This is a genomic window from Rahnella sp. CJA17(1/100), assembly GCF_963881615.1.
Lineage (GTDB): Bacteria > Pseudomonadota > Gammaproteobacteria > Enterobacterales > Enterobacteriaceae > Rahnella > Rahnella aceris.
The window spans coordinates 51,500-70,509 of sequence record NZ_CAWOJA010000008.1; the positions used below are offsets into that span (position 1 = coordinate 51,500).

At 52.8% G+C, this 19,010-nt stretch carries 16 protein-coding genes and 4 tRNA genes; 4 read left to right on the forward strand and 16 right to left on the reverse strand.

Translation table 11 applies throughout. From position 1 onward, the window contains the following. Positions 1-62 precede the first annotated feature (62 nt). The 6 genes from yigB to AACU55_RS05120 form a co-directional block, all read right to left on the reverse strand. Complete coding sequence (yigB, locus tag AACU55_RS05095) at positions 63-779, reverse strand: 5-amino-6-(5-phospho-D-ribitylamino)uracil phosphatase YigB (protein WP_037035464.1); 717 nt, start codon at positions 777-779, stop codon at positions 63-65. Next, the gene (gene xerC / locus AACU55_RS05100; protein WP_119262182.1) at positions 779-1,690 is read right to left on the reverse strand and encodes a tyrosine recombinase XerC; all 912 of its coding nucleotides are present in this window, start codon (positions 1,688-1,690) and stop codon (positions 779-781) included. Before xerC ends, yigB begins: the two co-directional genes overlap by 1 nt. Next, complete coding sequence (locus tag AACU55_RS05105) at positions 1,687-2,391, reverse strand: DUF484 domain-containing protein (protein ID WP_013577517.1); 705 nt, start codon at positions 2,389-2,391, stop codon at positions 1,687-1,689. Before AACU55_RS05105 ends, xerC begins: the two co-directional genes overlap by 4 nt. Further along, on the reverse strand, positions 2,388-3,212 hold the full coding sequence (dapF, locus tag AACU55_RS05110; protein ID WP_013577518.1) for a diaminopimelate epimerase: 825 nt from the start codon (positions 3,210-3,212) through the stop codon (positions 2,388-2,390). Before dapF ends, AACU55_RS05105 begins: the two co-directional genes overlap by 4 nt. Before the next feature lie 96 nt (positions 3,213-3,308). Next, a complete protein-coding gene (gene lptM, locus AACU55_RS05115) occupies positions 3,309-3,512 on the reverse strand; it encodes an LPS translocon maturation chaperone LptM (protein ID WP_013577519.1) in 204 nt (67 codons plus the stop codon). Between the two features lie 158 nt (positions 3,513-3,670). Next, positions 3,671-6,229 (reverse strand): class I adenylate cyclase, encoded by a 2,559-nt coding sequence (locus AACU55_RS05120; RefSeq protein WP_013577520.1) that lies wholly within the window; start codon positions 6,227-6,229, stop codon positions 3,671-3,673. A gap of 327 nt (positions 6,230-6,556) precedes the next feature. Here AACU55_RS05120 and hemC point away from each other — a divergent pair, with 327 nt between their 5' ends. From hemC to hemY, 4 genes are read left to right on the forward strand one after another with little or no spacing between them, the layout of a single operon-like run. Continuing rightward, complete coding sequence (gene hemC / locus AACU55_RS05125) at positions 6,557-7,498, forward strand: hydroxymethylbilane synthase (protein WP_037035462.1); 942 nt, start codon at positions 6,557-6,559, stop codon at positions 7,496-7,498. Then, a complete protein-coding gene (hemD, locus tag AACU55_RS05130) occupies positions 7,495-8,244 on the forward strand; it encodes a uroporphyrinogen-III synthase (protein ID WP_037035461.1) in 750 nt (249 codons plus the stop codon). Before hemC ends, hemD begins: the two co-directional genes overlap by 4 nt. Before the next feature lie 13 nt (positions 8,245-8,257). Continuing rightward, complete coding sequence (hemX, locus tag AACU55_RS05135; RefSeq protein WP_037035460.1) at positions 8,258-9,409, forward strand: uroporphyrinogen-III C-methyltransferase; 1,152 nt, start codon at positions 8,258-8,260, stop codon at positions 9,407-9,409. A 3-nt stretch (positions 9,410-9,412) separates the two neighbouring features. After that, a complete protein-coding gene (hemY, locus tag AACU55_RS05140) occupies positions 9,413-10,609 on the forward strand; it encodes a protoheme IX biogenesis protein HemY (RefSeq protein WP_134706781.1) in 1,197 nt (398 codons plus the stop codon). 591 nt (positions 10,610-11,200) lie between these two features. Here hemY and AACU55_RS05145 read toward each other — a convergent pair. The 10 genes from AACU55_RS05145 to rffA all read right to left on the reverse strand — a co-directional run bounded on the left by AACU55_RS05145 (position 11,201) and on the right by rffA (position 19,010). Next, positions 11,201-11,277, reverse strand: a tRNA-Pro gene (locus AACU55_RS05145). 59 nt (positions 11,278-11,336) lie between these two features. Further along, positions 11,337-11,422 (reverse strand) — tRNA-Leu (locus tag AACU55_RS05150). Between the two features lie 29 nt (positions 11,423-11,451). Next, positions 11,452-11,527: transfer RNA gene (locus tag AACU55_RS05155), tRNA-His, on the reverse strand. Between the two features lie 65 nt (positions 11,528-11,592). Next, positions 11,593-11,669: transfer RNA gene (locus AACU55_RS05160), tRNA-Arg, on the reverse strand. Between the two features lie 143 nt (positions 11,670-11,812). Next, positions 11,813-13,207: a bifunctional threonine/serine APC transporter ThrP gene (thrP, locus tag AACU55_RS05165; RefSeq protein ID WP_134706782.1), complete on the reverse strand. Its 1,395-nt coding sequence runs from the start codon at positions 13,205-13,207 to the stop codon at positions 11,813-11,815. A 241-nt stretch (positions 13,208-13,448) separates the two neighbouring features. Then, positions 13,449-14,189, reverse strand: a complete 741-nt coding sequence (gene wecG, locus AACU55_RS05170) for a lipopolysaccharide N-acetylmannosaminouronosyltransferase (protein ID WP_013577526.1) — start codon at positions 14,187-14,189, stop codon at positions 13,449-13,451. After that, positions 14,173-15,552: an ECA oligosaccharide polymerase gene (gene wzyE / locus AACU55_RS05175; protein WP_134706783.1), complete on the reverse strand. Its 1,380-nt coding sequence runs from the start codon at positions 15,550-15,552 to the stop codon at positions 14,173-14,175. Before wzyE ends, wecG begins: the two co-directional genes overlap by 17 nt. Next, positions 15,549-16,631, reverse strand: coding sequence for a TDP-N-acetylfucosamine:lipid II N-acetylfucosaminyltransferase (locus AACU55_RS05180; RefSeq protein ID WP_112198179.1), 1,083 nt, complete (start codon positions 16,629-16,631; stop codon positions 15,549-15,551). Before AACU55_RS05180 ends, wzyE begins: the two co-directional genes overlap by 4 nt. After that, a complete protein-coding gene (gene wzxE / locus AACU55_RS05185) occupies positions 16,628-17,878 on the reverse strand; it encodes a lipid III flippase WzxE (RefSeq protein WP_134706784.1) in 1,251 nt (416 codons plus the stop codon). Before wzxE ends, AACU55_RS05180 begins: the two co-directional genes overlap by 4 nt. Position 17,879: 1 nt before the next feature. Beyond that, positions 17,880-19,010: a dTDP-4-amino-4,6-dideoxygalactose transaminase gene (gene rffA / locus AACU55_RS05190; RefSeq protein ID WP_134706785.1), complete on the reverse strand. Its 1,131-nt coding sequence runs from the start codon at positions 19,008-19,010 to the stop codon at positions 17,880-17,882.

Below are 19,010 nucleotides of genomic sequence, written 5' to 3' on the forward strand. Positions count from 1 at the left end.
CGAAAATTATCGCCGCGAATGCATTTCCACTGTGAATTTATACAGAGTAATTTAAGAAGGGATTATAGCAATGCTGTCAGCGATGCCAACTGCGAAATCTCAATATGCGGTAACAGACGGGCATCGTTAATGTGCATCAGGTCGCCTTCGCGCAAATTAATCCAGCATGATTGCATCCCGCAACGCACCGCGCCCGCGACGTCTGTCGTCAGGTCATCGCCCACATGCAGAATGTTTTCCAGCGGGATATCCAGCTTCATCGACGTTTTTTTATACATGTCGGCGTAAGGTTTGGCACGGCCATGATCGCCCGCCCGCAACGTAAACTGGAAATATTGTGCCAGACCACAGGCGTGCGGATCGGCATTGCCGTTGGTGATAGCAACCAGCGGCCAGCGTTCGGCCAGCGCCGCCAGCGCGTCGTGATTTTCCTGCGGAACATAAATCCTGCTGCGCCACTTCGCGAAGGTTTCCATTGTGGCTTTGGTGCCCTGCTCAGCCTCACTGCGACTCAGACCCGCGCGGGTCATCGCCAGCAAAACCGCCTGACGGCGCCATTCGGTGACGTCGTGATAAATCTCCGCGTCCTGCGCCAGTAATTCTGCACGCATCAGGCGGACAGTATCCGGTGCCATATCCGTCAGCGCCGGATGGAAACCCTGCATGAATTTCAGCGTTTCGGTATCGGTACGGCGGATAACGTCGTAATTGTCATACAGCGTGTCGTCTAAATCGAAGGTGATCGCTTCAATGCGTTTCAGCGGACGATAGAACTTCATCAGGATTTTCCTCGTTTTGCGCGGGGATGCGCGGCGTCGTAAACCGTCGCCAAATGTTGAAAGTCGAGGTGGGTATAGATTTGGGTGGTGGACAGATTCGCGTGCCCCAGCAGTTCCTGTACCGCGCGCAGATCCCCGCTGGATTCCAGCACGTGCGTGGCAAAAGAATGTCGTAGTTTATGCGGATGAATATGGCTGTTAACGCCCTGTTTCACGCCCCATTCAGCAAACCGCTTTTGCACGTTGCGCGCAGAAATACGGCTGCCTTTGCTCGACAAAAACATCGCGTCATCCTGCGGATTAAAATCAGCGCGGCGTTCCAGCCAGTGTTCGAGCCAGGTGACAGCCGTTCGCCCGATCGGCACTTTGCGCTCTTTGCTGCCTTTACCCAACACGCGCACTTCGCCGGAGGCCATATCGATATGTTTGCAGTCGATACCCACCAGTTCCGAAAGACGCAGCCCGCCGCCATACATCACTTCCAGCATCGCGCGGTCACGCACGGAAAGCGGATCATTGAGATCGATGTCCAGCAGTTTATTCACTTCATCGACATCAAGATTTTTTGGCAAATGCTTGGGTGAACGCGGCGTGGAAATGCCTTTGGCAGGATTGGCGCTTAATACGCCCTGACGCACCAGCCAGTCAAGAAAGCTGCGCAGCGAAGACATGCGCAGCGCCAGACTGGATGGCCCCAAACCGGCGCGTTTACTGCGCGCCAGTAACATGCGGACTTTTGGCGCATCGAGTTGCTGCCAGTTGGAAATACCGATCTCGCCGGAGATGGCGATCAGGGCTTCTAACTGGCGGCTGTAATTGGTGGTGGTAAGCGGGCTGAGCTGGCGTTCAACATGCAGGTAACGCAGAAACGCCTCGACTGCGGGATAGAGAGGCGATTCGGTGTGATTCATACGCGTTCGATCCAGCGTTCCAGCAGGCCAGGTAACATTTTTGCCAGTTGGTTGAGTAGCACCGTGCCCATTCCAGGCTGATAATGCTGGGGATCACGGCTGCTGAAAATCAGCACGCCCAGCTCACCCTGTTCGCCCATCAGCGACAGTGCGACGGAACCCACGGCTTTCGCCTGCGGCAATAACAGCAGTAATTCCGGACCGTTCAGGCCGCCGAGATAATGCGGCGTTTCACCCAGACGCTGGATGCGCATGGATTCAAACGCGCTGCGGCTCACCGCAAGATGCGTGAAATCTGATGGCGCGCCGATGCGCCAGCCTTCACTGAACAAGCGCACATTGGCGCCCGCCAGCCCCAGACTGCGTGCCCAGCGTTGCAGGCGGTTAAGCATATCCTGCAAACTGCTGGCCGCCGCGAGCGTGGCCTGAAGCTCGATCATCCGCCCGAACAACGCTTCGTTGACCGAAGCCTGCTCCATCAGCAATGTAATTTCTTCTTCAAGCTGGGCAATCTGATGACGCTGACGTCCGAGTTGCCATTCAACCAGCGAAATACTGCCTTTCACCGGATGCGGTACGTGCATCTGCTCGACGCTGCGCGCATTGCGAATAAAGAAATCCGGGTTTTGCAGCAGATATTGCATCACGCTGTCATCGTCGAGAGCTATTACCGGTTCAATCTGGTCATCAAGATTGTTCATAGATGAATAAATCCGTCGTAAACATGAGTGGCAGGTCCGGTCATATAAAGCGGATGACCCGGCCCTTTCCAGCGAATGTCGAGGCTGCCTCCCGGCAGTTCCACCTGAACTTCTTCTGCGAGTAAACCTTGCTGAATGCCAACCGCAACAGCCGCGCAGGCACCACTTCCGCATGCCTGTGTTTCACCGGCGCCGCGCTCATACACGCGCAATTTTACGCTTTCCGGGCTGAGGATCTGCATGAAACCGACGTTCACACGCTCAGGAAAACGGTCATGACTTTCCAGCATCGGCCCGAGAACCTCGACTTCTGCTGTCAGCACATCATCCACCTGTAATACGCAATGCGGGTTTCCCATCGACACCACACCGCAAAATACTGTGCGCTCTTCTGCACGCAGAATATAGGTCTTTTCCGGTTTCGCTGCACGGAAAGGCACCTGTTGCGGCTCGAAAACCGGCTCGCCCATGTTGACCTGCACTTCTTCATCTTCGGTGACAGTCAGCACCATGCGGCCGGTCTGCGTGCTGACGCGGATATCACGTTTGTTTGTCAGACCTTTAATGCGGACAAAGCGGGCAAAACAGCGCGCACCATTACCACACTGCGCGACTTCACTGCCGTCCGCGTTAAAAATACGGTAATGAAAGTCTAATTCGGGATCGTAAGGAGGTTCCACCACCAGTAACTGGTCAAAACCTACGCCACGGTGACGGTCAGACAAACGACGGATCAACTCGGGAGAAAAATAGACATTTTGAGTGACGGCATCAACGACCATAAAATCGTTACCCAGGCCGTGCATTTTGGAGAACTGCATAACTGACTCCGTTTACCGCTGGTCAAATCCAGTCGCGATGATCCTTTAAGAAGAGGGTTCTGCCAGCATGGCACGAAACCCCCGACAATTTGCTGGTCAATCTCTGGAGTTCGTCGTGAGGCTTTCTGGTGATACCCCTTTTTCCTGCGACGAACCATCGTTCGCCGTACCCGGAACATTGCTGGTTTTTTGCGTGGCTGATTTTTCCGGCGGTGGGAAATACAACGGCCCTTTAAGTCCGCAACCGGAGAGAGAAAAGAGTATTGTCGCGGCCAGAGACCAGCGTAAAGCGTTTTTCATTTTATGAATGCCCGTAATTCATGCGACCAAGCTCTCTATAATCGCAGGTGGATCATGAAAAGCAACAGGAATCGACAAAACCCCCGGGCACATTTTCAGGGTTTAAAGCGCAGGAAAGCCGGATAATCTGCCACATGTCCGTGATATGGACACCTTTTCTAATGCAACTGGAATTGCTGCTTCAGCCGCGAAGGTTCGACGTCGCTTTCAGGCAAGGTGGCGCAGGCGGCAGAGAGGGCATTGCTGCGAAAAGGGATCACCTGAATCCGGTCATCGAGCGACACAATTTGATAGAACTGCGGCAGGTTGAAGTTAATAAAGCTTGAGCCGTAGGTAAACCGGTCATGGGAAGACGAGTAGAACCGGCTGACATCGCGCACCAGATCCTCTTTGCTGCCTTCGCAGTGGTGATAGACCTCAACACGGTTGGATTCATCAAGAATGTAGATATTAAAGCCGATGTCATCCGAACTGTCTTCGAAGAAGAACTGAATGATCCCTTCGCTGGCGTAGCCGTCAATCACAGCGGGGAGATGCGCCTGATCGGTCTGCAATTTCACCGACAAACCGTGCAGTTTGTTGTTGGAAATCGCGCCATAGAATTCGATCGCATTCTCCAGCTTTTGCACAGAAACGCTGAGACGTTCAAAGAACAGTCCCCAGGTTTGCCCGGCAACACGCACGGCTTTGAAACGCCCGGGTTCGAGTCGTTTGCTCGACAGGCGAAGCTCAATACATTCCGACACCAGTTGCTGAATCCGCGTACGGATAAGGCCGCGTAAATGCTGACTGTAGCAGAACACTTCTACCGATTCCGGCGGTGCAGCATCCTGATGCATTTTGCCCAGGATAGTTTTCAGCGCTTCAAGCACCGCCTGTTCACCGCTGAAATGCAGCGTACGCACTTCATTCCATGAGTTGCGATAGAGCAGGTCAATACTGCCGACCATGCATTGCTGATTCTGCCCGAAACTGAAAACATCCAGCTTACGGAAATCAAAATGCACCACCTGATTGCGGAAAGCTGCGGTCGGATCGTGTTCCAGATTAACGATAATCGCTAAGTGACGAATTTCGCACGGGCTGTACAACGCTTTTGGCGTCGGTGCCGCCAGACGCAGCGGGAAGTTGTGCGAAACATCTGCCACCAGTTCGCGCAGTTTGGCGATATCACACAAGCTGCCGCTTTTAATATGCAGGCGTGTCGTGGACGTCAGTAGTCCGTTGAAATAGGCCCACGCCACCAGTTTATTCAGATAGCGGTTATATTCCAGCGGCTGGTGGCTGACGATAGATTCCATCGACGGCGACTGATTATACAGATACCAGCCGGTGCGGTTCGCCCGGCCAATCGGCACATGAATAAAGGTTAAATCGCTTTCTGACAGATCAGGTGAAATCTGCGGATTCACCAGCGTGACTTTGCCCGGCAGCGCTTCAAACGCGGCGTACAACTTACGGGTCAGCACGCCGATATCCTGCGGGCTGGCACTGACGCTTAAATTGTTGCGACGGGCAAAGCGGATCAGGTTGCGATAGCTTTGCATCATGGCATCGAGCAATTCGTTATGCGCTTCGCGCACACGCTCGATTTTCCAGTTCGCCCGGTTATCCAGCATAGCCAGACGTTCTTCATCCCATCCCCATTCAGCCACCAGTTGACTGAGAATTTCACGACGCCAGCCAACCGATGCCCGTGCACGGGAGAGTTTTTCGCAGACTTTTAAATAGAAACAACGGCGGACTAAATCAAGGCGGGTGAAATCTTCAATCTGGGTGAGATAACGGGTCACGCGGTCGAGCATCATACAATAGGAATCAAGCCCGAAGCAGACGATCTCACCCTGATGCAGGCGTTGTTTAATATCCATCGCCAGCAATTGCGTTTTAGGGTATTCCCAGGAGTATGTTTCCAGCAGCAACGTTTTGAGCACCGCTTTATAAGGAGAATCGATACTTTTATACAACTGCCACAAACTCGCGCCGAAATACTCCTCCGCTGACAGCGTACTGAGGCCACCGAGATCGAGCCATTCGTTTGGCGTCAGCGCGCCCTGCGCATACAGCGAAAGCACATATTCGTCGTAATGTGCTTCTTCTTCACCCGGCACCATATTCCATAGAATACGCTTACCGGCCAGACGCACGGCGGTACGGTAGAACTCGTCGAGCAATAAGATGTGCTGCGTTGAACCACAGTCTTCACCACCCAGGCTGCCACTTTCATTGTGGCGGAAGCGGTTTTCATCGATCAGGAAGAAGCTGACTTCTACGCCCAGCGAGGCCGCCCATTTTTCTAACAGGCTGCATTTTTGCTGTAAGCGGTTACGCTCTTCGTTATCGAGCCAGGACTGATGGCAGACCCAGATATCCAGATCAGAGCTTTGACTCTGGCCAATGGAAGAGGTGCTGCCCATGGAATACACGCCAGTGATCGGCAATTCACCTTTCACAAGAGGTTCGAGCGCGCTGCCCCATTTATCTTCAAGGTCAGTCAGGTAGGTTTGTTGGGATTCATCAGGCGTGAAAACACAGATACCATGCGGAACCTTACCTTCAAGGTATCCCGGCATCAGAGGGTGATGTTGATGTAAAAAGACAGGAAGCAGCTGGTAGACCTGTTGAAACGCAGGACCCATTGCTGCCAGTGCGCGATCTACTCGTAACTGATTGATCGCATCCAATCTTTGCTTCAATGTCTCGATGTAGAGGTACAAGACGTTTCGCCTGATTATGTGTCTGGAAAGAACCCCGTTCCTAATCCGTCATTTATCGTGATGCTTATGCTTTGAACAACCGCGATTGTGCAAATAGTTGACGAATAATTGCTGGAAACGTGATCAATTTAACACCTTGCTGTTTGACCGTAAAGAAAGTAACGCACCACAATTACTCTTCCGCTTCTCTGGATTTTACCGTCTGTTCCGAAACGGAACAAATCTCTTCAACACCCGTTAACCTTCTTTTACGAATGGCTTCTTACGCTGACAGCTTTCTATTGTCAGTGGTAGGATGGGCACAGAGACAGTTAAACGGTAACAAACATGGTAGACAAAATCATTCGAATTGCCACCCGCCAGAGCCCGCTGGCTTTGTGGCAGGCACAATATGTTCAAAGCCGGCTGATGGCCTGTCACCCCGGTTTGCAGGTGGAACTGGTTCCAATGGTGACCAAAGGCGATATCATTTTAGATACCCCGCTGGCCAAAGTGGGTGGCAAAGGTTTGTTCGTCAAAGAGCTTGAACTGGCGATGCTCGATGGCCGTGCGGATATCGCCGTGCATTCCATGAAAGACGTGCCGGTAGAGTTCCCGGAAGGTCTGGGACTGGTCACTATTTGTGAACGCGAAGACCCGCGTGATGCTTTCGTCTCCAATCAGTACGCCAGTCTGGCGGATTTGCCACAAGGCAGTATTGTCGGAACATCGAGCCTGCGCCGTCAGTGTCAGTTGCGTCAGAAACGTCCTGATCTGGTGATTCGTGATCTGCGCGGCAATGTGGGCACCCGCTTATCCAAACTCGATAACGGTGAATACGATGCCATTATTCTGGCTGTCGCTGGCCTGAAACGTCTGGGTCTGGAAAACCGCATCACTTACGCACTGACACCGGAAGAGTGTCTGCCCGCTGTAGGACAAGGTGCCGTCGGCATCGAATGCCGCCTTGACGATCAAACTACCCGCGACTTGCTGGCGCCACTGGCGCACCGTGAAACCACGTTACGTGTGCAAGCTGAACGGGCAATGAATATGCGTCTTGAAGGGGGATGTCAGGTGCCAATCGGCAGCTATGCCGAGCTGGAAGGTGACGAGCTCTGGCTTCGTGCGTTGGTCGGCGCACCGGATGGCAGCCAGATGGTGTGTGGAGAACGTCGCGGTCCGGCCGCTAACGCGCACCGCATGGGTGTCGACCTGGCAGAAGAGCTGCTCGCCAACGGCGCGCGCGAAATCCTGCATGAGGTCTATCAGGGGAACGTGCCTAAATGACCATTCTGGTCACCCGCCCCTCTCCGGCAGGAGAAGCACTGGTTAGCCGGCTGCGCGCTCTGGGGCGGGTTGCCTTCCATTCCCCGCTGATTGATTTTGCACCGGGGAACCAGCTCGCATCGCTTCCGAACCTGCTATCCTCATTAAATCAGCAAGATCTGGTGTTCGTGCTCTCGCAACATGCCGTCAGTTACGCTGACCGGGCTTTGCGCCAGTCCGCCACAAACTGGCCGGACACCGTGAATTATTTTGCCATTGGTCGCACCACTGGCCTGATTTTCCACCGGGTCAGCAGCCTGCCGGTTCTCTATCCTCAGGATGGCGAAACCAGCGAGACGCTATTGAATCTTCCGGCATTGCAACGCATACAGGGTAAAAAAGCGCTGATATTGCGCGGTAATGGCGGACGGGAGCTGTTAGCCGAAACGCTGACAGAACGCGGTGTCGATGTCACTTACTGCGAATGTTATCAGCGCAGCCCGGTTTACTACGATGCCAGTGAACAGAGTGCACTCTGGCAACGGGCCGGAGTTGATACGCTGGTCGTGACCAGCGGAGAAATGCTGCAACAGTTGTACCAGTTAGTTCCTGATTACTACCGAAATTCATGGTTACTGCGCTGTAATCTGGTGGTGGTCAGTGAACGTTTGGCAGCCCTTGCACGCCAGCTTGGCTGGAGCGCAATTCGGGTTGCTGAGAATGCAGACAATGATGCGCTGATCCGCGCATTACAACTACCTGACTAAGGGATGTGCCAAAATGACGGAACAAAAAAATCCTTCCGCGCCGGATGAGAATGTTGTTGTCTCCCCAGCGGTTGAGAGCCCCCAGCCAGACGCTTCCGACCTGGACAAGACGCTGAAAACGTTGCAGAAAAAGCAACGCACCGCGCCGGTACTGGGTGCTGTAGCAATTGTATTGGTGATCGCGCTTGGTGCCGGTCTCTATTATCACGGCCACCAGCAGTCGCTGGCGCAGGTTGCCTCAGATGAAGCGCTTTCTGAACAACTCGATGCGCTGCAAAAAACCCAGCAGCAGGACAAACAACAAATCGCTGATCTGCTCGCTCAGCAGCAAAAAACCCGGCAAGAGGCCGATCGTCAGCAGGCTTCCTTTGGTCGTCAGCTAAATGAGCTACAAGACAAAGTCGCCAGCATTTCCGGCAGCGATGCCAAAACCTGGTTACTGGCGCAGGCCGATTATCTGGTGAAACTCGCTGGCCGCAAATTGTGGAGCGATCAGGATGTCACCACCGCTGCCGCACTGCTGAAAAGCGCAGATGCCAGCCTGGCCGACATGAACGATCCGAGCCTGATTGACGTGCGCCGTGCGCTGAACGAAGACGTGGGCAGCCTTTCTGCCGTTGCGCAGGTCGATTTCGACGGCATCATTCTCAAGCTGAATCAGCTATCGAATCAGGTGGATAACCTGCGCCTGGCCGACAATGACACTGACGATTCCCCGATGGACAATGACAGTTCCAGCTTGTCCAGCTCTCTGACCGAATGGCGTCAGAACCTGACCAAAAGCTGGCACAACTTTATGGATGACTTCATCACCATTCGCCGCCGTGATAGCAGCGCAGAACCGCTCCTGGCACCGAATCAGGATGTGTACCTGCGCGAGAATATTCGCTCGCGTCTGCTGATTGCCGCACAAGCCGTTCCGCGTCATCAGGATGAAGTCTACAAACAGTCGCTGGAAAGCGTCTCAACCTGGGTTCGCGCCTACTTTGATACGTCCGATCCTTCGACCAAAGCGTTTCTTGAAGAACTGGACAATCTCAGCCAGCAATCTGTTTCGATGGACGTGCCGGAGGAGCTGAAAAGCCAGCCGATGCTGGAAAAACTGATGCAGACCCGCGTGCGTAACCTGCTTCAGCAGCCCGCCGCCGCCACGCAGGGGGAATAACACATGTTACGAGTTTTCGTGTTGTTCCTGATTGTGTTTGCCGGGATTATTGTCGGCCCGATTCTGGCCGGCCATCAGGGCTATGTCCTGATCCAAACCGACAATTACAATATTGAAACCAGCGTCACCGGTTTAGTCATCATGCTGATCGTGCTGATTGTGGTGCTGTTCTTGATTGAATGGATCCTGCGCCGCGTTCTGCGTACCGGTGCTCGCACCCGCGGCTGGTTTGCCGGGCGCAAAAGCTCTAAAGCGCGTAAGCAAACTCACGCAGCTATGCTCAAGCTGGCGGAAGGCGATCATCGTCAGATGGAGAAATTGCTGGCGCGCAATGCTGATCACGCCGAACAGCCGGTGGTGAACTATTTACTGGCAGCGGAAGCGGCGCAGCAGCGCGGCGACGATATCCGCACCAATCAGTATCTGGAGCGGGCGGCAGAAATCGCTGATATCGACCAGATGCCGGTCGATATCACCCGCGTACGTATCCAGCTGGCCAGAGGTGAAGTTCACGCAGCACGCCATGGCGTTGACCGTTTGCTGGGTCAGTCGCCACGTCATCCGGAAGTTTTACGTCTGGCAGAGCAGGCTTATCTTCTGACCGGCGCTTACGGTTCACTGCTGGAGATTTTACCGTCGATGGCGAAAGCCGATATTCATACCGACGATGAAATCCGGGTGCTTCAGGAGCAGGCTTATATCGGCATGATGAATCAGCTGATGGCTGAAGAAGGCAGCGAAGGCCTGAAGCGCTGGTGGAAAGATCAGAGCCGTAAAACCCGTCATGAAGTGGCCCTACAGGTCGCAATGGCAACGCATCTGATTGAATGCAATGATCAGGATCTGGCACAGGAAGTGATCCTCGACGGGCTGAAACGCCAGTACGACGATCGGCTGGTCGCGCTGATGCCGAAGCTGCGTTCGGGTAATCCTGAGCAACTGGAAAAAACACTGCGTCAGTTGATCAAACAGAATGGCACAACGCCGCTGCTGAGCAGCACCCTGGGCCAGTTGCTGATGAAACACGGTGAATGGCAACTGGCGAGCGAAGCCTTCCGTGAGGCGCTGAAACAGCGTCCTGACGCGTATGATTACGCCTGGCTGGCTGATGCGCTGGACAAGCTGCATAAACCGGCAGAAGCAGCGGAGATGCGCCGTGAAGGGCTGATGCTGACCCTGAATAATTCGCAGCAACAGTAATAACCTTGCTGTCTGTAAAAGGCTCCTTCGGGAGCCTTTTTTATGTCGGTCGTAAATTTCAGACAAAAAAAACACTTGTCTGGAAGACAAGTGTCTAAAAACAATCAGGTCTAGGACAACAGATTTAGTGCCTCACTCAACGTTTTGCCTTCTGGATGATAGCGCTTGCGCGTTATCGGTCAGGATGACAATAGGCACTGTAAATTGGCTCTGCATCATTCCCAGGTTTATGAAGCCGGAGCAAACATAATAGGTGGAATGAGCATCTACGGCGGGAATATTGCAGGACGCGTGCCAGTATGGCAAGAGTCAGGTTAAAATTTTTTATTTAACTGATAATTAACAACTTTATTTTCACTAACTTTCAGCAGTCAATTTTTGGAAAGCCAGGGACTGCCCGTTAAACCGCCATTCTGTCGCCAGTGAGCGACGTGTGAATGTCAGCTTATGTGAAGCTTTATTTATCAATAAGATAAGTGTCTCCTGCAAGAGACAGGCATACAGCGGAATGTCGCAGATAAACAACAGGGTGAGTTGAGAAACTCCAGACGAAAAAAAACCTGCTTTAAAAAAAGCAGGTTTCTTTGAATGTGGTCGGCGAGAGAGGATTCGAACCTCCGACCCACTGGTCCCAAACCAGTTGCGCTACCAAGCTGCGCTACTCGCCGATGTCGTGCATCTTACTACTTTCTGACGCTAACTGCATCATTTAAATGTATTTTGTGTGTGGTGCGAAGGGAGGGACTCGAACCCTCACATCCGAAGGACACTAACACCTGAAGCTAGCGCGTCTACCAATTCCGCCACCATCGCATGTCACAATCACAAAATCATTTTTAGAGTGGGGTGGCTAATGGGACTCGAACCCACGACAACTGGAATCACAATCCAGGGCTCTACCAACTGAGCTATAGCCACCATATCTCTAACTAACGTGAATTGTCTGACTTCAACATTCCACCGCAACTCTAGCGCATACTAAATGGTGCGCCCGACAGGATTCGAACCTGAGACCTCTGCCTCCGGAGGGCAGCGCTCTATCCAGCTGAGCTACGGGCGCTTAGCGCCGTTGCGGGTGGGGATACTACGGTTTTAACGCTTGGCTGTCTAGTGCTTTTTATCAGAAATATTGCGTTTGATTACGCTTTATCCAATACGCAGTAAAAGTAAGCATCTTGCCTTCCCCACCCGTGACTTACGACGTTATTTTGCTTTTTCTGCCGTCAGCGCAGCGCGCTTATGCATGCCGAGACCGAAGTATATCAGCGAGACTGCCGCGATAAAAATACCGCCGACCAGTAAAGAAACCCGCGTATCCGGATTAATCGCCATACCGACCAGCACACATGCCAGGAAAATCAGCGTCAGGTAGTTGGTATAAGGGAAGAGAACCGATTTAAACGGATGGTTTTTCAGTTTCTCTTTATGCGCATCACGGAAACGTAACTGGCTGATCAGCACCACAAACCACGGCACCATGCCCGGCAGTACGCTGGCGCTGTAGACATACACGAACACTTTCTCAGGATTCGGGATGATGTAGTTCAGGCACGAACCGACCAGCAGACACAAAATGGTGATGGCAATACCGTAAACCGGCACACCACTTTTCGAGACATTGCTCAGAAACGCAGGCAACTGCCGATTCTTCGACAGTGCATAAAGCATACGTCCGCAGCTGTACATACCGCTGTTACAGCCGGACAACGCCGCCGTCAGCACTACGAAGTTGATAATGCCAGCCGCCGAAGCAATGCCAATCTTCGCGAATGTCAGGACAAACGGGCTGCCGTGTATGCCCATTTCGTTCCATGGGAAAATGGTGATGATGACGAAAATCGCACCGACGTAGAAAATCAGGATACGCCACAGGATATTGTTGATAGCGCGTTTGAGCGTAACCTGCGGATTCTTCGCTTCACCGGCGGTAATCCCCACCAGTTCCACGCCCTGATAGGACGCCACAACGATACACAGCGCAAACAGGAAACCTTTCCAGCCGCCTGCGAAGAAACCACCGTGCGCGGTCAGATTGGCAAAACCGACAGCTTCGCCGTGATTGCCAAAGCCGAAGAAGATTACCGCCAGCCCCACCACGATCATCACAATGATGGTAGTGATTTTGATCAGCGCAAACCAGAACTCCATTTCGCCATACAGTTTAACGGCGGCAAGGTTCGCGGCGGCTACAATCGCCACAGCCATCAGCGCGGGGATCCACTGTGGTAAATCCGGGAACCAGTATTGGGCGTATACTCCGATAGCGGTGATTTCAGAAATCCCCACTGCTATCCACATAAACCAGTAACTCCATGCGGTCAGGTAGCCGTAATATGGCCCAAGATATTTATGGGCGTAGACGGCGAACGAACCGGCAACGGGCTCCAGATGCAGCATCTCGCCCATCGAGCGCATGATAAAGAAGACGAACACGCCCGCCAGAATATAGGCCAGCAATACTGACGGCCCGGCCCATTTCAGGGTACTGGCCGCGCCCATAAATAATCCAACCCCGATGGTGCCGCCGAGCGCTATCAGCTCAATATGTCTCGCTTCAAGCCCCCGGTGTAGCCCACCCTTTTCCTCTTGATTCGCCATAGTTCCTCAGTTTCTCTTTAATTGTGTTTGCCTTCCGGAATGACCGAAATGTTATTTTTATTTGTGATGATGCCCATATAGGGCGGAAAAACGGCGCTATGGTTCCGCATTTCAGCATGAGTTGCAAATCACAATTGAGAAAGATCCGCACGGGTAGACATGTCAGGGTGAAAACGACAGTAAACGATGGAGTGAAATGAGAGGTAAAACGCCGCGCTGAAGATCAGCCACGGCGCAAGTATTACAGACGACCGGTATAGTAATAACGGATAAATTTAAGCAGTTTGAGCTGACGACGTAAACGGCTCGGCTGTAAAATCAACCGGTAGAGCCATTCCAGCCCCAGATTTTGCCAGATTTTAGGCGCACGTTTAACATGTCCGGTAAAGACGTCATAGGTTCCGCCGATGCCCATATAAAGCGCATCAGGATGCACAAGGCGGCAATCGCGCATCAGGATTTCCTGTTTTGGTGAACCCATTGCCACGGTCACGATAGCCGCGCCGCTGCTTTTCACCCTTTCGAACAATGCCTCGCGCTGTTCCGGCACAAAATAACCATTCTGGCTACCGACAATATTGACGTTCCACTTGGCGCGCAGCTTTTCTTCTGTCTGCGCCAGTACTTCCGGCTTACCGCCTATCAGAAAGACCGGTGTTCCTTCACGGCCTGCTCGCTCCATCAGCCCTTCCCAGAGGTCAGCACCCGCGATACGCGAGACGTGTGACTGCGGGTATTTACGCCGTATAGCCCGCACAATGCTGATCCCGTCAGGGTACTTAAATTCCGCGTGCTCGATCAGCGTACGCATTTCAGGATTGCTTTCGACCGTCAGCACTTTCTCTGCATTTATCGCCACCAGCGAACCGTTTTTCACCTGATGACCGGCAAAAAGATAATCGAGAAAATGCGCCATATTGCGAAAGCCCCAAAGGCGGATCCCACGGATGTCGTATTGCGGGATTTTATTCTCCAAATTCATCCATCTTCCTTACTGCCAAAGGCTCCATGAGGTTTTTCCTGACCGGCATTTTGGCACGTATCAGCCCGGCGGCGTCAAACATCCAGTACAACAGTTTTGCGACAATCAGGCAGGCGCCGAATACGACACAGAAAAACACCACCCGCGAGAAAAAGGAATCCACGCCTTCGCGGGCAAGTACGATCATATTGAACACAGCACCAAAGCAAAAACTTTGCAAAATGGCGGCCTTATAAATGTTGGTGTCGGCTTTGCCTTTTTCATAAAGCCAGTCGAACCATTTAATGATCATGCCCACAGCCACTGCGCCAAGCGGGATAAACCAAACGCCGCCCATCACGACCAGTGAGCCAATTAACGTCGGCGAAATGGCCAGACCGGAATGGTTGTCGAGCACATCCCAGGTGAAATAGTTGGCCGTGTTGAGCACTACGCCCGGACGGTCATGCCACAGCCAGCTGGGGATAAAGACGTAGAAATCACGGACAATAGGCGCCAGCCCCTGAAAACTAATTTTGTCGTAATTTTGCAGCAACAGCCCCAGATTTTCCCATGGCGAAAATGTATCACGCGTCAGATAAAGGAACGTGTAGATCGCCTCAGGGCCGCTGACATTCAATCCGTAGCGTTTAAGTGCCAGCCAGAACATACCGACGATACCCAGTACGCCCGCCGCCGCCAGCATCCACAAACTAATCCAGCCGCGTACAATACCGATAAACAAAAACAGTGCGAACGCGATGATAATATTCGCGCGCGTCCCGCCGACGATGATGTACGTCAGCAGGCCAAATGCGACGGTACTCACCAGGAAAAACAGCCAGCGCTGCGGATTGGGTTTGAGGAAGAACACCACCAGCATCGCTGGCAGGAAGAAATAGAAGAAGCGTTTAAGCGCAACCCCGGACACATCACTGGAAAAAATCTGGCTGTACGACTTGAGCTTAAACAGCAAAAAACCGTTATGCATAAAGAAGATGGAAACGGTCACCACGGCGATAAGCGCCAGCAAAAACCAGGTCAGATGGGTTTCGACACGGTTCATCGTAAACAGCGGGCGGGACGGGCCTTCACGCTTCGCCCTGAGCCGCGTTTTATAGCTGACATAATAAATACCGTAAAAACAGGTTGCGGCCAGCATCGCCTGTAACAGGTTTTCAACCGGTACAACGTTGACATCAAACTGGAAAACCAGCAGACAGGTCAGCGGAAAACCAAAATAAAATGTCAGCAGATACAACAGCGAAAACAGGACGTTGAAGTTAAAACGTACGCGGCGGAATTCTTTATAAGTCAGCGTCAGAATGAACAGCAGCGAGAACGCATAAACGACCGACAGGCCGCCAAGCTGTGCCATTGTCATGATGTTTCTCCTGCCGCCAGCAGTAATGCCTGTTGCCAGCCCGCGATGTAATTCGGGTTGAAGAAGGCGATATTCTCCCGATCCGTGTTCAGCAACTGACGGCGCGCTTCGGCCACGGTTCTGGCATCCAGCGCATCACCATAAAACAGTACCGGCAGATTTTGCTCCGCCAAATCCTGCCAGAACGGGTTCTGACGGCTGACCACAAACGGCACGCCAAACTGAATCAGCAAACACTGCGTCCCGATACCCTGCTGGCGGTCGAAAATAAAATACCCCAGCGAGCAACGGCGCAGCACATCAAGATAATCAGCAAAAGGCATCGAGCCAGTCATCACTTCAATGTTTTCGGGCGCAAACAGTTTCAACGCTTCACTGTGCACCTGGTCGATGTACGCATGATTATTGGCCGGATACCCCATCGGGATAATCACCCGGATATCCGCACCAAACTGCTGATGCAACGAACGCAGCGCTTCAATATGTCGGTTAGTGCGGTCACCGGAATTGCCGACCAGCACCGTCATCGGCCCTGTCGGTTCAGGCTGACCGGCTGGAAGCGTCAGTGACGGATCCATGCGCGTCGGAAAATACAGTAATGAGGACGGTACACGCGGATGTCGCTGATGGAAATAAATCAGATCGCCGCGGGTAGCGAAAACATGGCCGATACGTCCCTGTGCCAGACGACGCATCAGATAGAACAGACGGAATTTCAGACCACCTGCCGATTCATAAAGATCGGCACCCCAGATGTGCCAGCTGGCCTGTTGCGACTTAATTTTGCCGGTCAGCAGCGCCAGCCAGAGCGTCGGGTTGAACTGACCATGGAAGAAGAAGTGATGTGTGCGATCCTGGGCGCGGGAAATAACCGCATCGGCCAGCGATTTTTTGTCCGGATAAACACGAATATCCAGACGAGTGAATTCAGCAAATGCTGATGCATCCGCTGCCGCCACCATAAAATGATAAATCAGCTTTTCAGGCGCACATTCGGCCAGAACATCATTAAAAAAGCGCAGCACGGTGACATTATGGTGGGGAATGTCAGATCCCAAAACGTGAATCAGCGTTGTCATGCTCGTCTACGATAAATAACAAATACGGTACAGCACAGGGCGAAATAAACGACATACGTCGCCATATACGCTTGCGCGGCGCCAAGAGAACCCCGTATCGGGATCAACCAATGTGAAAAACCCGTCAGTAACGCAAACTGGCTGATTTCAGTCAGCACGTAAAAGCGCAGAGACGCTCTCGCAATCACCAGATAGCCAAAAACATACGAGCCGACTTTCAGTACGTCACCGACTAACTGCCAGGCAAACAAATCGCGCATTGCGATAAATTGTGTTGAAAACAGCAACCAGATGGCGAAGTCGCGCAGCAGCCAGACAGTAAAACTGACGGCCGCCACGGCGGGCAGAACAAATTTTAACGACTTAACGATTTCACGCGAGACATCGCGTTTGTCAGTCATGCGCGATAACGTCGGCAATAAATACACGCTGAAAGAGGCGGTAATGAACTGCAAATAGGCATCGGAAATACTGCTGACGCCCTGCCAGATCCCCACATCCTTCCAGCTGTAATGCTCCGCCAGCAGATTTCGCATCATCACATACGCCACGGGCAACGTAACAGACGTGATCAGCGCCATCAGGGTAAATTTCCCCAAATGACTGGCGATAAAGCGATCCCAGCCCGGTTTTAAGTAGGCCAGCGGAAAGGATTTTCGTCGCCACACCATGCCACCCGCAGGGAGTATTACCAGTGCAGGCACCAGCGCCAGCCCGGCCAGCGCGCCTTCATAGCCACCCAGTTTGAAACACAACAGATAGGCCAGTAAACCAATCAGACTGCCGCCAATTACGGCCAGCGCATTACCCATCGCATCACGATAACCTTTCAGGATGGCCTGAAAGTAGTTGGCGTAAGCAATGCCCATCTGGATAAAGGCCACGGCCCGGACAACGGACTGATAGCGGTCGTGCCCGAACAACCCGACACTGATGGGCCCGGCGGCCAGCAAAAAGATGGCGGCCAGCAGCGTCGAGAAACCCAAAATCAGCGAAGACGACGTGCCGAGTACGGCTTTAAGCCGCTCAGGATCCTGATGATATTCGGCAACGTATTTGGTAATACCATTGAAAATACCTGCACCGGACAGAACGCCAAGTACGGTTACGAGCTGGCGGAAATTGCCTGCCTGCCCCACGCCTTCAGGGCCGAAGGTTACGGCCAGCAATTTCACCACCAGCAGCCCGGCACCAATTTTAATCAGCGTAGAACCGGCGGTCCAGACGGACGCTTTTGCCAGCGACATATCAGGCGAAATATTGCAGCATGGCCGCAATCACGACGCGCTGCGTGTCATCGGTCATGTTGTAAAACAACGGTAAACGCACCAGCCGCTCACTCTCTTTTGTCGTGAAACGATCGACACCCGCGAAACGACCAAAATTTTCGCCCGCCGGACAAGCATGCAGCGGGATGTAATGGAATACGGTGAGAATATCGGCCGCTTTCATGTGACGAATAAAGGCATCGCGGTCGTCGATATCGTTCAGGCGCACATAGAACATATGGGCGTTTTGCACGCAATCCTGCGGAACTGAAGGCAGCTGAACGCGGCCAGCGTCGGCCAGATCCTGCAACGCTTCGTAATACTGATTCCAGATTGCCAGACGGCGCTGATTAATCTTTTCAGCCGCATCCAGATTTCCCCACAGATACGCAGCCTGCAAATCGGACATCAGATAGCTGGAACCAATGTCGCGCCAGGTGTATTTATCCACCTGACCACGGAAGAACTGGCTGCGGTTGGTGCCTTTTTCACGAATGATTTCGGCACGATCAATCAGGGCCGGATCATTAATCAGCGTGGCACCGCCTTCGCCGCCCGCTGTGTAATTCTTGGTTTCATGGAAACTGAAGCAACCGATATGGCCGATAGTGCCCAGCGCTTTGCCTTTGTAAGTCGACATCACGCCCTGCGCCGCATCTTCCACCACAAACAGATGATGTTTTTCGGCGAGCGCCATAATGGTGTCCATTTCACAGGCCACGCCCGCGTAATGCACCGGGACAATCACTTTCGTTCTTTCCGTGATAGCCGCTTCAATCAGGGTTTCATCAATATTCATGGTATCCGGGCGGACATCCACAAATACAATCTTCGCGCCACGCAGTACGAACGCATTAGCGGTCGAGACAAAGGTGAAGCTCGGCATAATCACTTCGTCACCGGGCTGGATGTCGAGCAATAATGCCGCCATCTCCAGAGAAGCGGTACAGGAAGGCGTCAGCAACACTTTCGGGCAGTTAAAACGTAGTTCAAACCACTTCTGGCAACGCAGGGTGAATCCGCCATCGCCACACAGTTTGCCGCTGTTCATCGCCTCGCGCATGAAATCAATTTCAGTACCCGCAATCGGTGGCGCATTAAAAGGGATCAT

Coding starts and splice junctions, on each gene's coding strand:
- yigB (WP_037035464.1), bottom strand. CDS start 779: ATGAAGTTCTATCGTCCGCTGAAACGCATTGAAGCGATCACCTTCGAT.
- xerC (WP_119262182.1), bottom strand. CDS start 1,690: ATGAATCACACCGAATCGCCTCTCTATCCCGCAGTCGAGGCGTTTCTG.
- AACU55_RS05105 (WP_013577517.1), bottom strand. CDS start 2,391: ATGAACAATCTTGATGACCAGATTGAACCGGTAATAGCTCTCGACGAT.
- dapF (WP_013577518.1), bottom strand. CDS start 3,212: ATGCAGTTCTCCAAAATGCACGGCCTGGGTAACGATTTTATGGTCGTT.
- lptM (WP_013577519.1), bottom strand. CDS start 3,512: ATGAAAAACGCTTTACGCTGGTCTCTGGCCGCGACAATACTCTTTTCT.
- hemC (WP_037035462.1), top strand. CDS start 6,557: ATGGTAGACAAAATCATTCGAATTGCCACCCGCCAGAGCCCGCTGGCT.
- hemD (WP_037035461.1), top strand. CDS start 7,495: ATGACCATTCTGGTCACCCGCCCCTCTCCGGCAGGAGAAGCACTGGTT.
- hemX (WP_037035460.1), top strand. CDS start 8,258: ATGACGGAACAAAAAAATCCTTCCGCGCCGGATGAGAATGTTGTTGTC.
- hemY (WP_134706781.1), top strand. CDS start 9,413: ATGTTACGAGTTTTCGTGTTGTTCCTGATTGTGTTTGCCGGGATTATT.
- thrP (WP_134706782.1), bottom strand. CDS start 13,207: ATGGCGAATCAAGAGGAAAAGGGTGGGCTACACCGGGGGCTTGAAGCG.
- wecG (WP_013577526.1), bottom strand. CDS start 14,189: ATGAATTTGGAGAATAAAATCCCGCAATACGACATCCGTGGGATCCGC.
- wzyE (WP_134706783.1), bottom strand. CDS start 15,552: ATGACAATGGCACAGCTTGGCGGCCTGTCGGTCGTTTATGCGTTCTCG.
- AACU55_RS05180 (WP_112198179.1), bottom strand. CDS start 16,631: ATGACAACGCTGATTCACGTTTTGGGATCTGACATTCCCCACCATAAT.
- wzxE (WP_134706784.1), bottom strand. CDS start 17,878: ATGTCGCTGGCAAAAGCGTCCGTCTGGACCGCCGGTTCTACGCTGATT.
- rffA (WP_134706785.1), bottom strand. CDS start 19,010: ATGATCCCTTTTAATGCGCCACCGATTGCGGGTACTGAAATTGATTTC.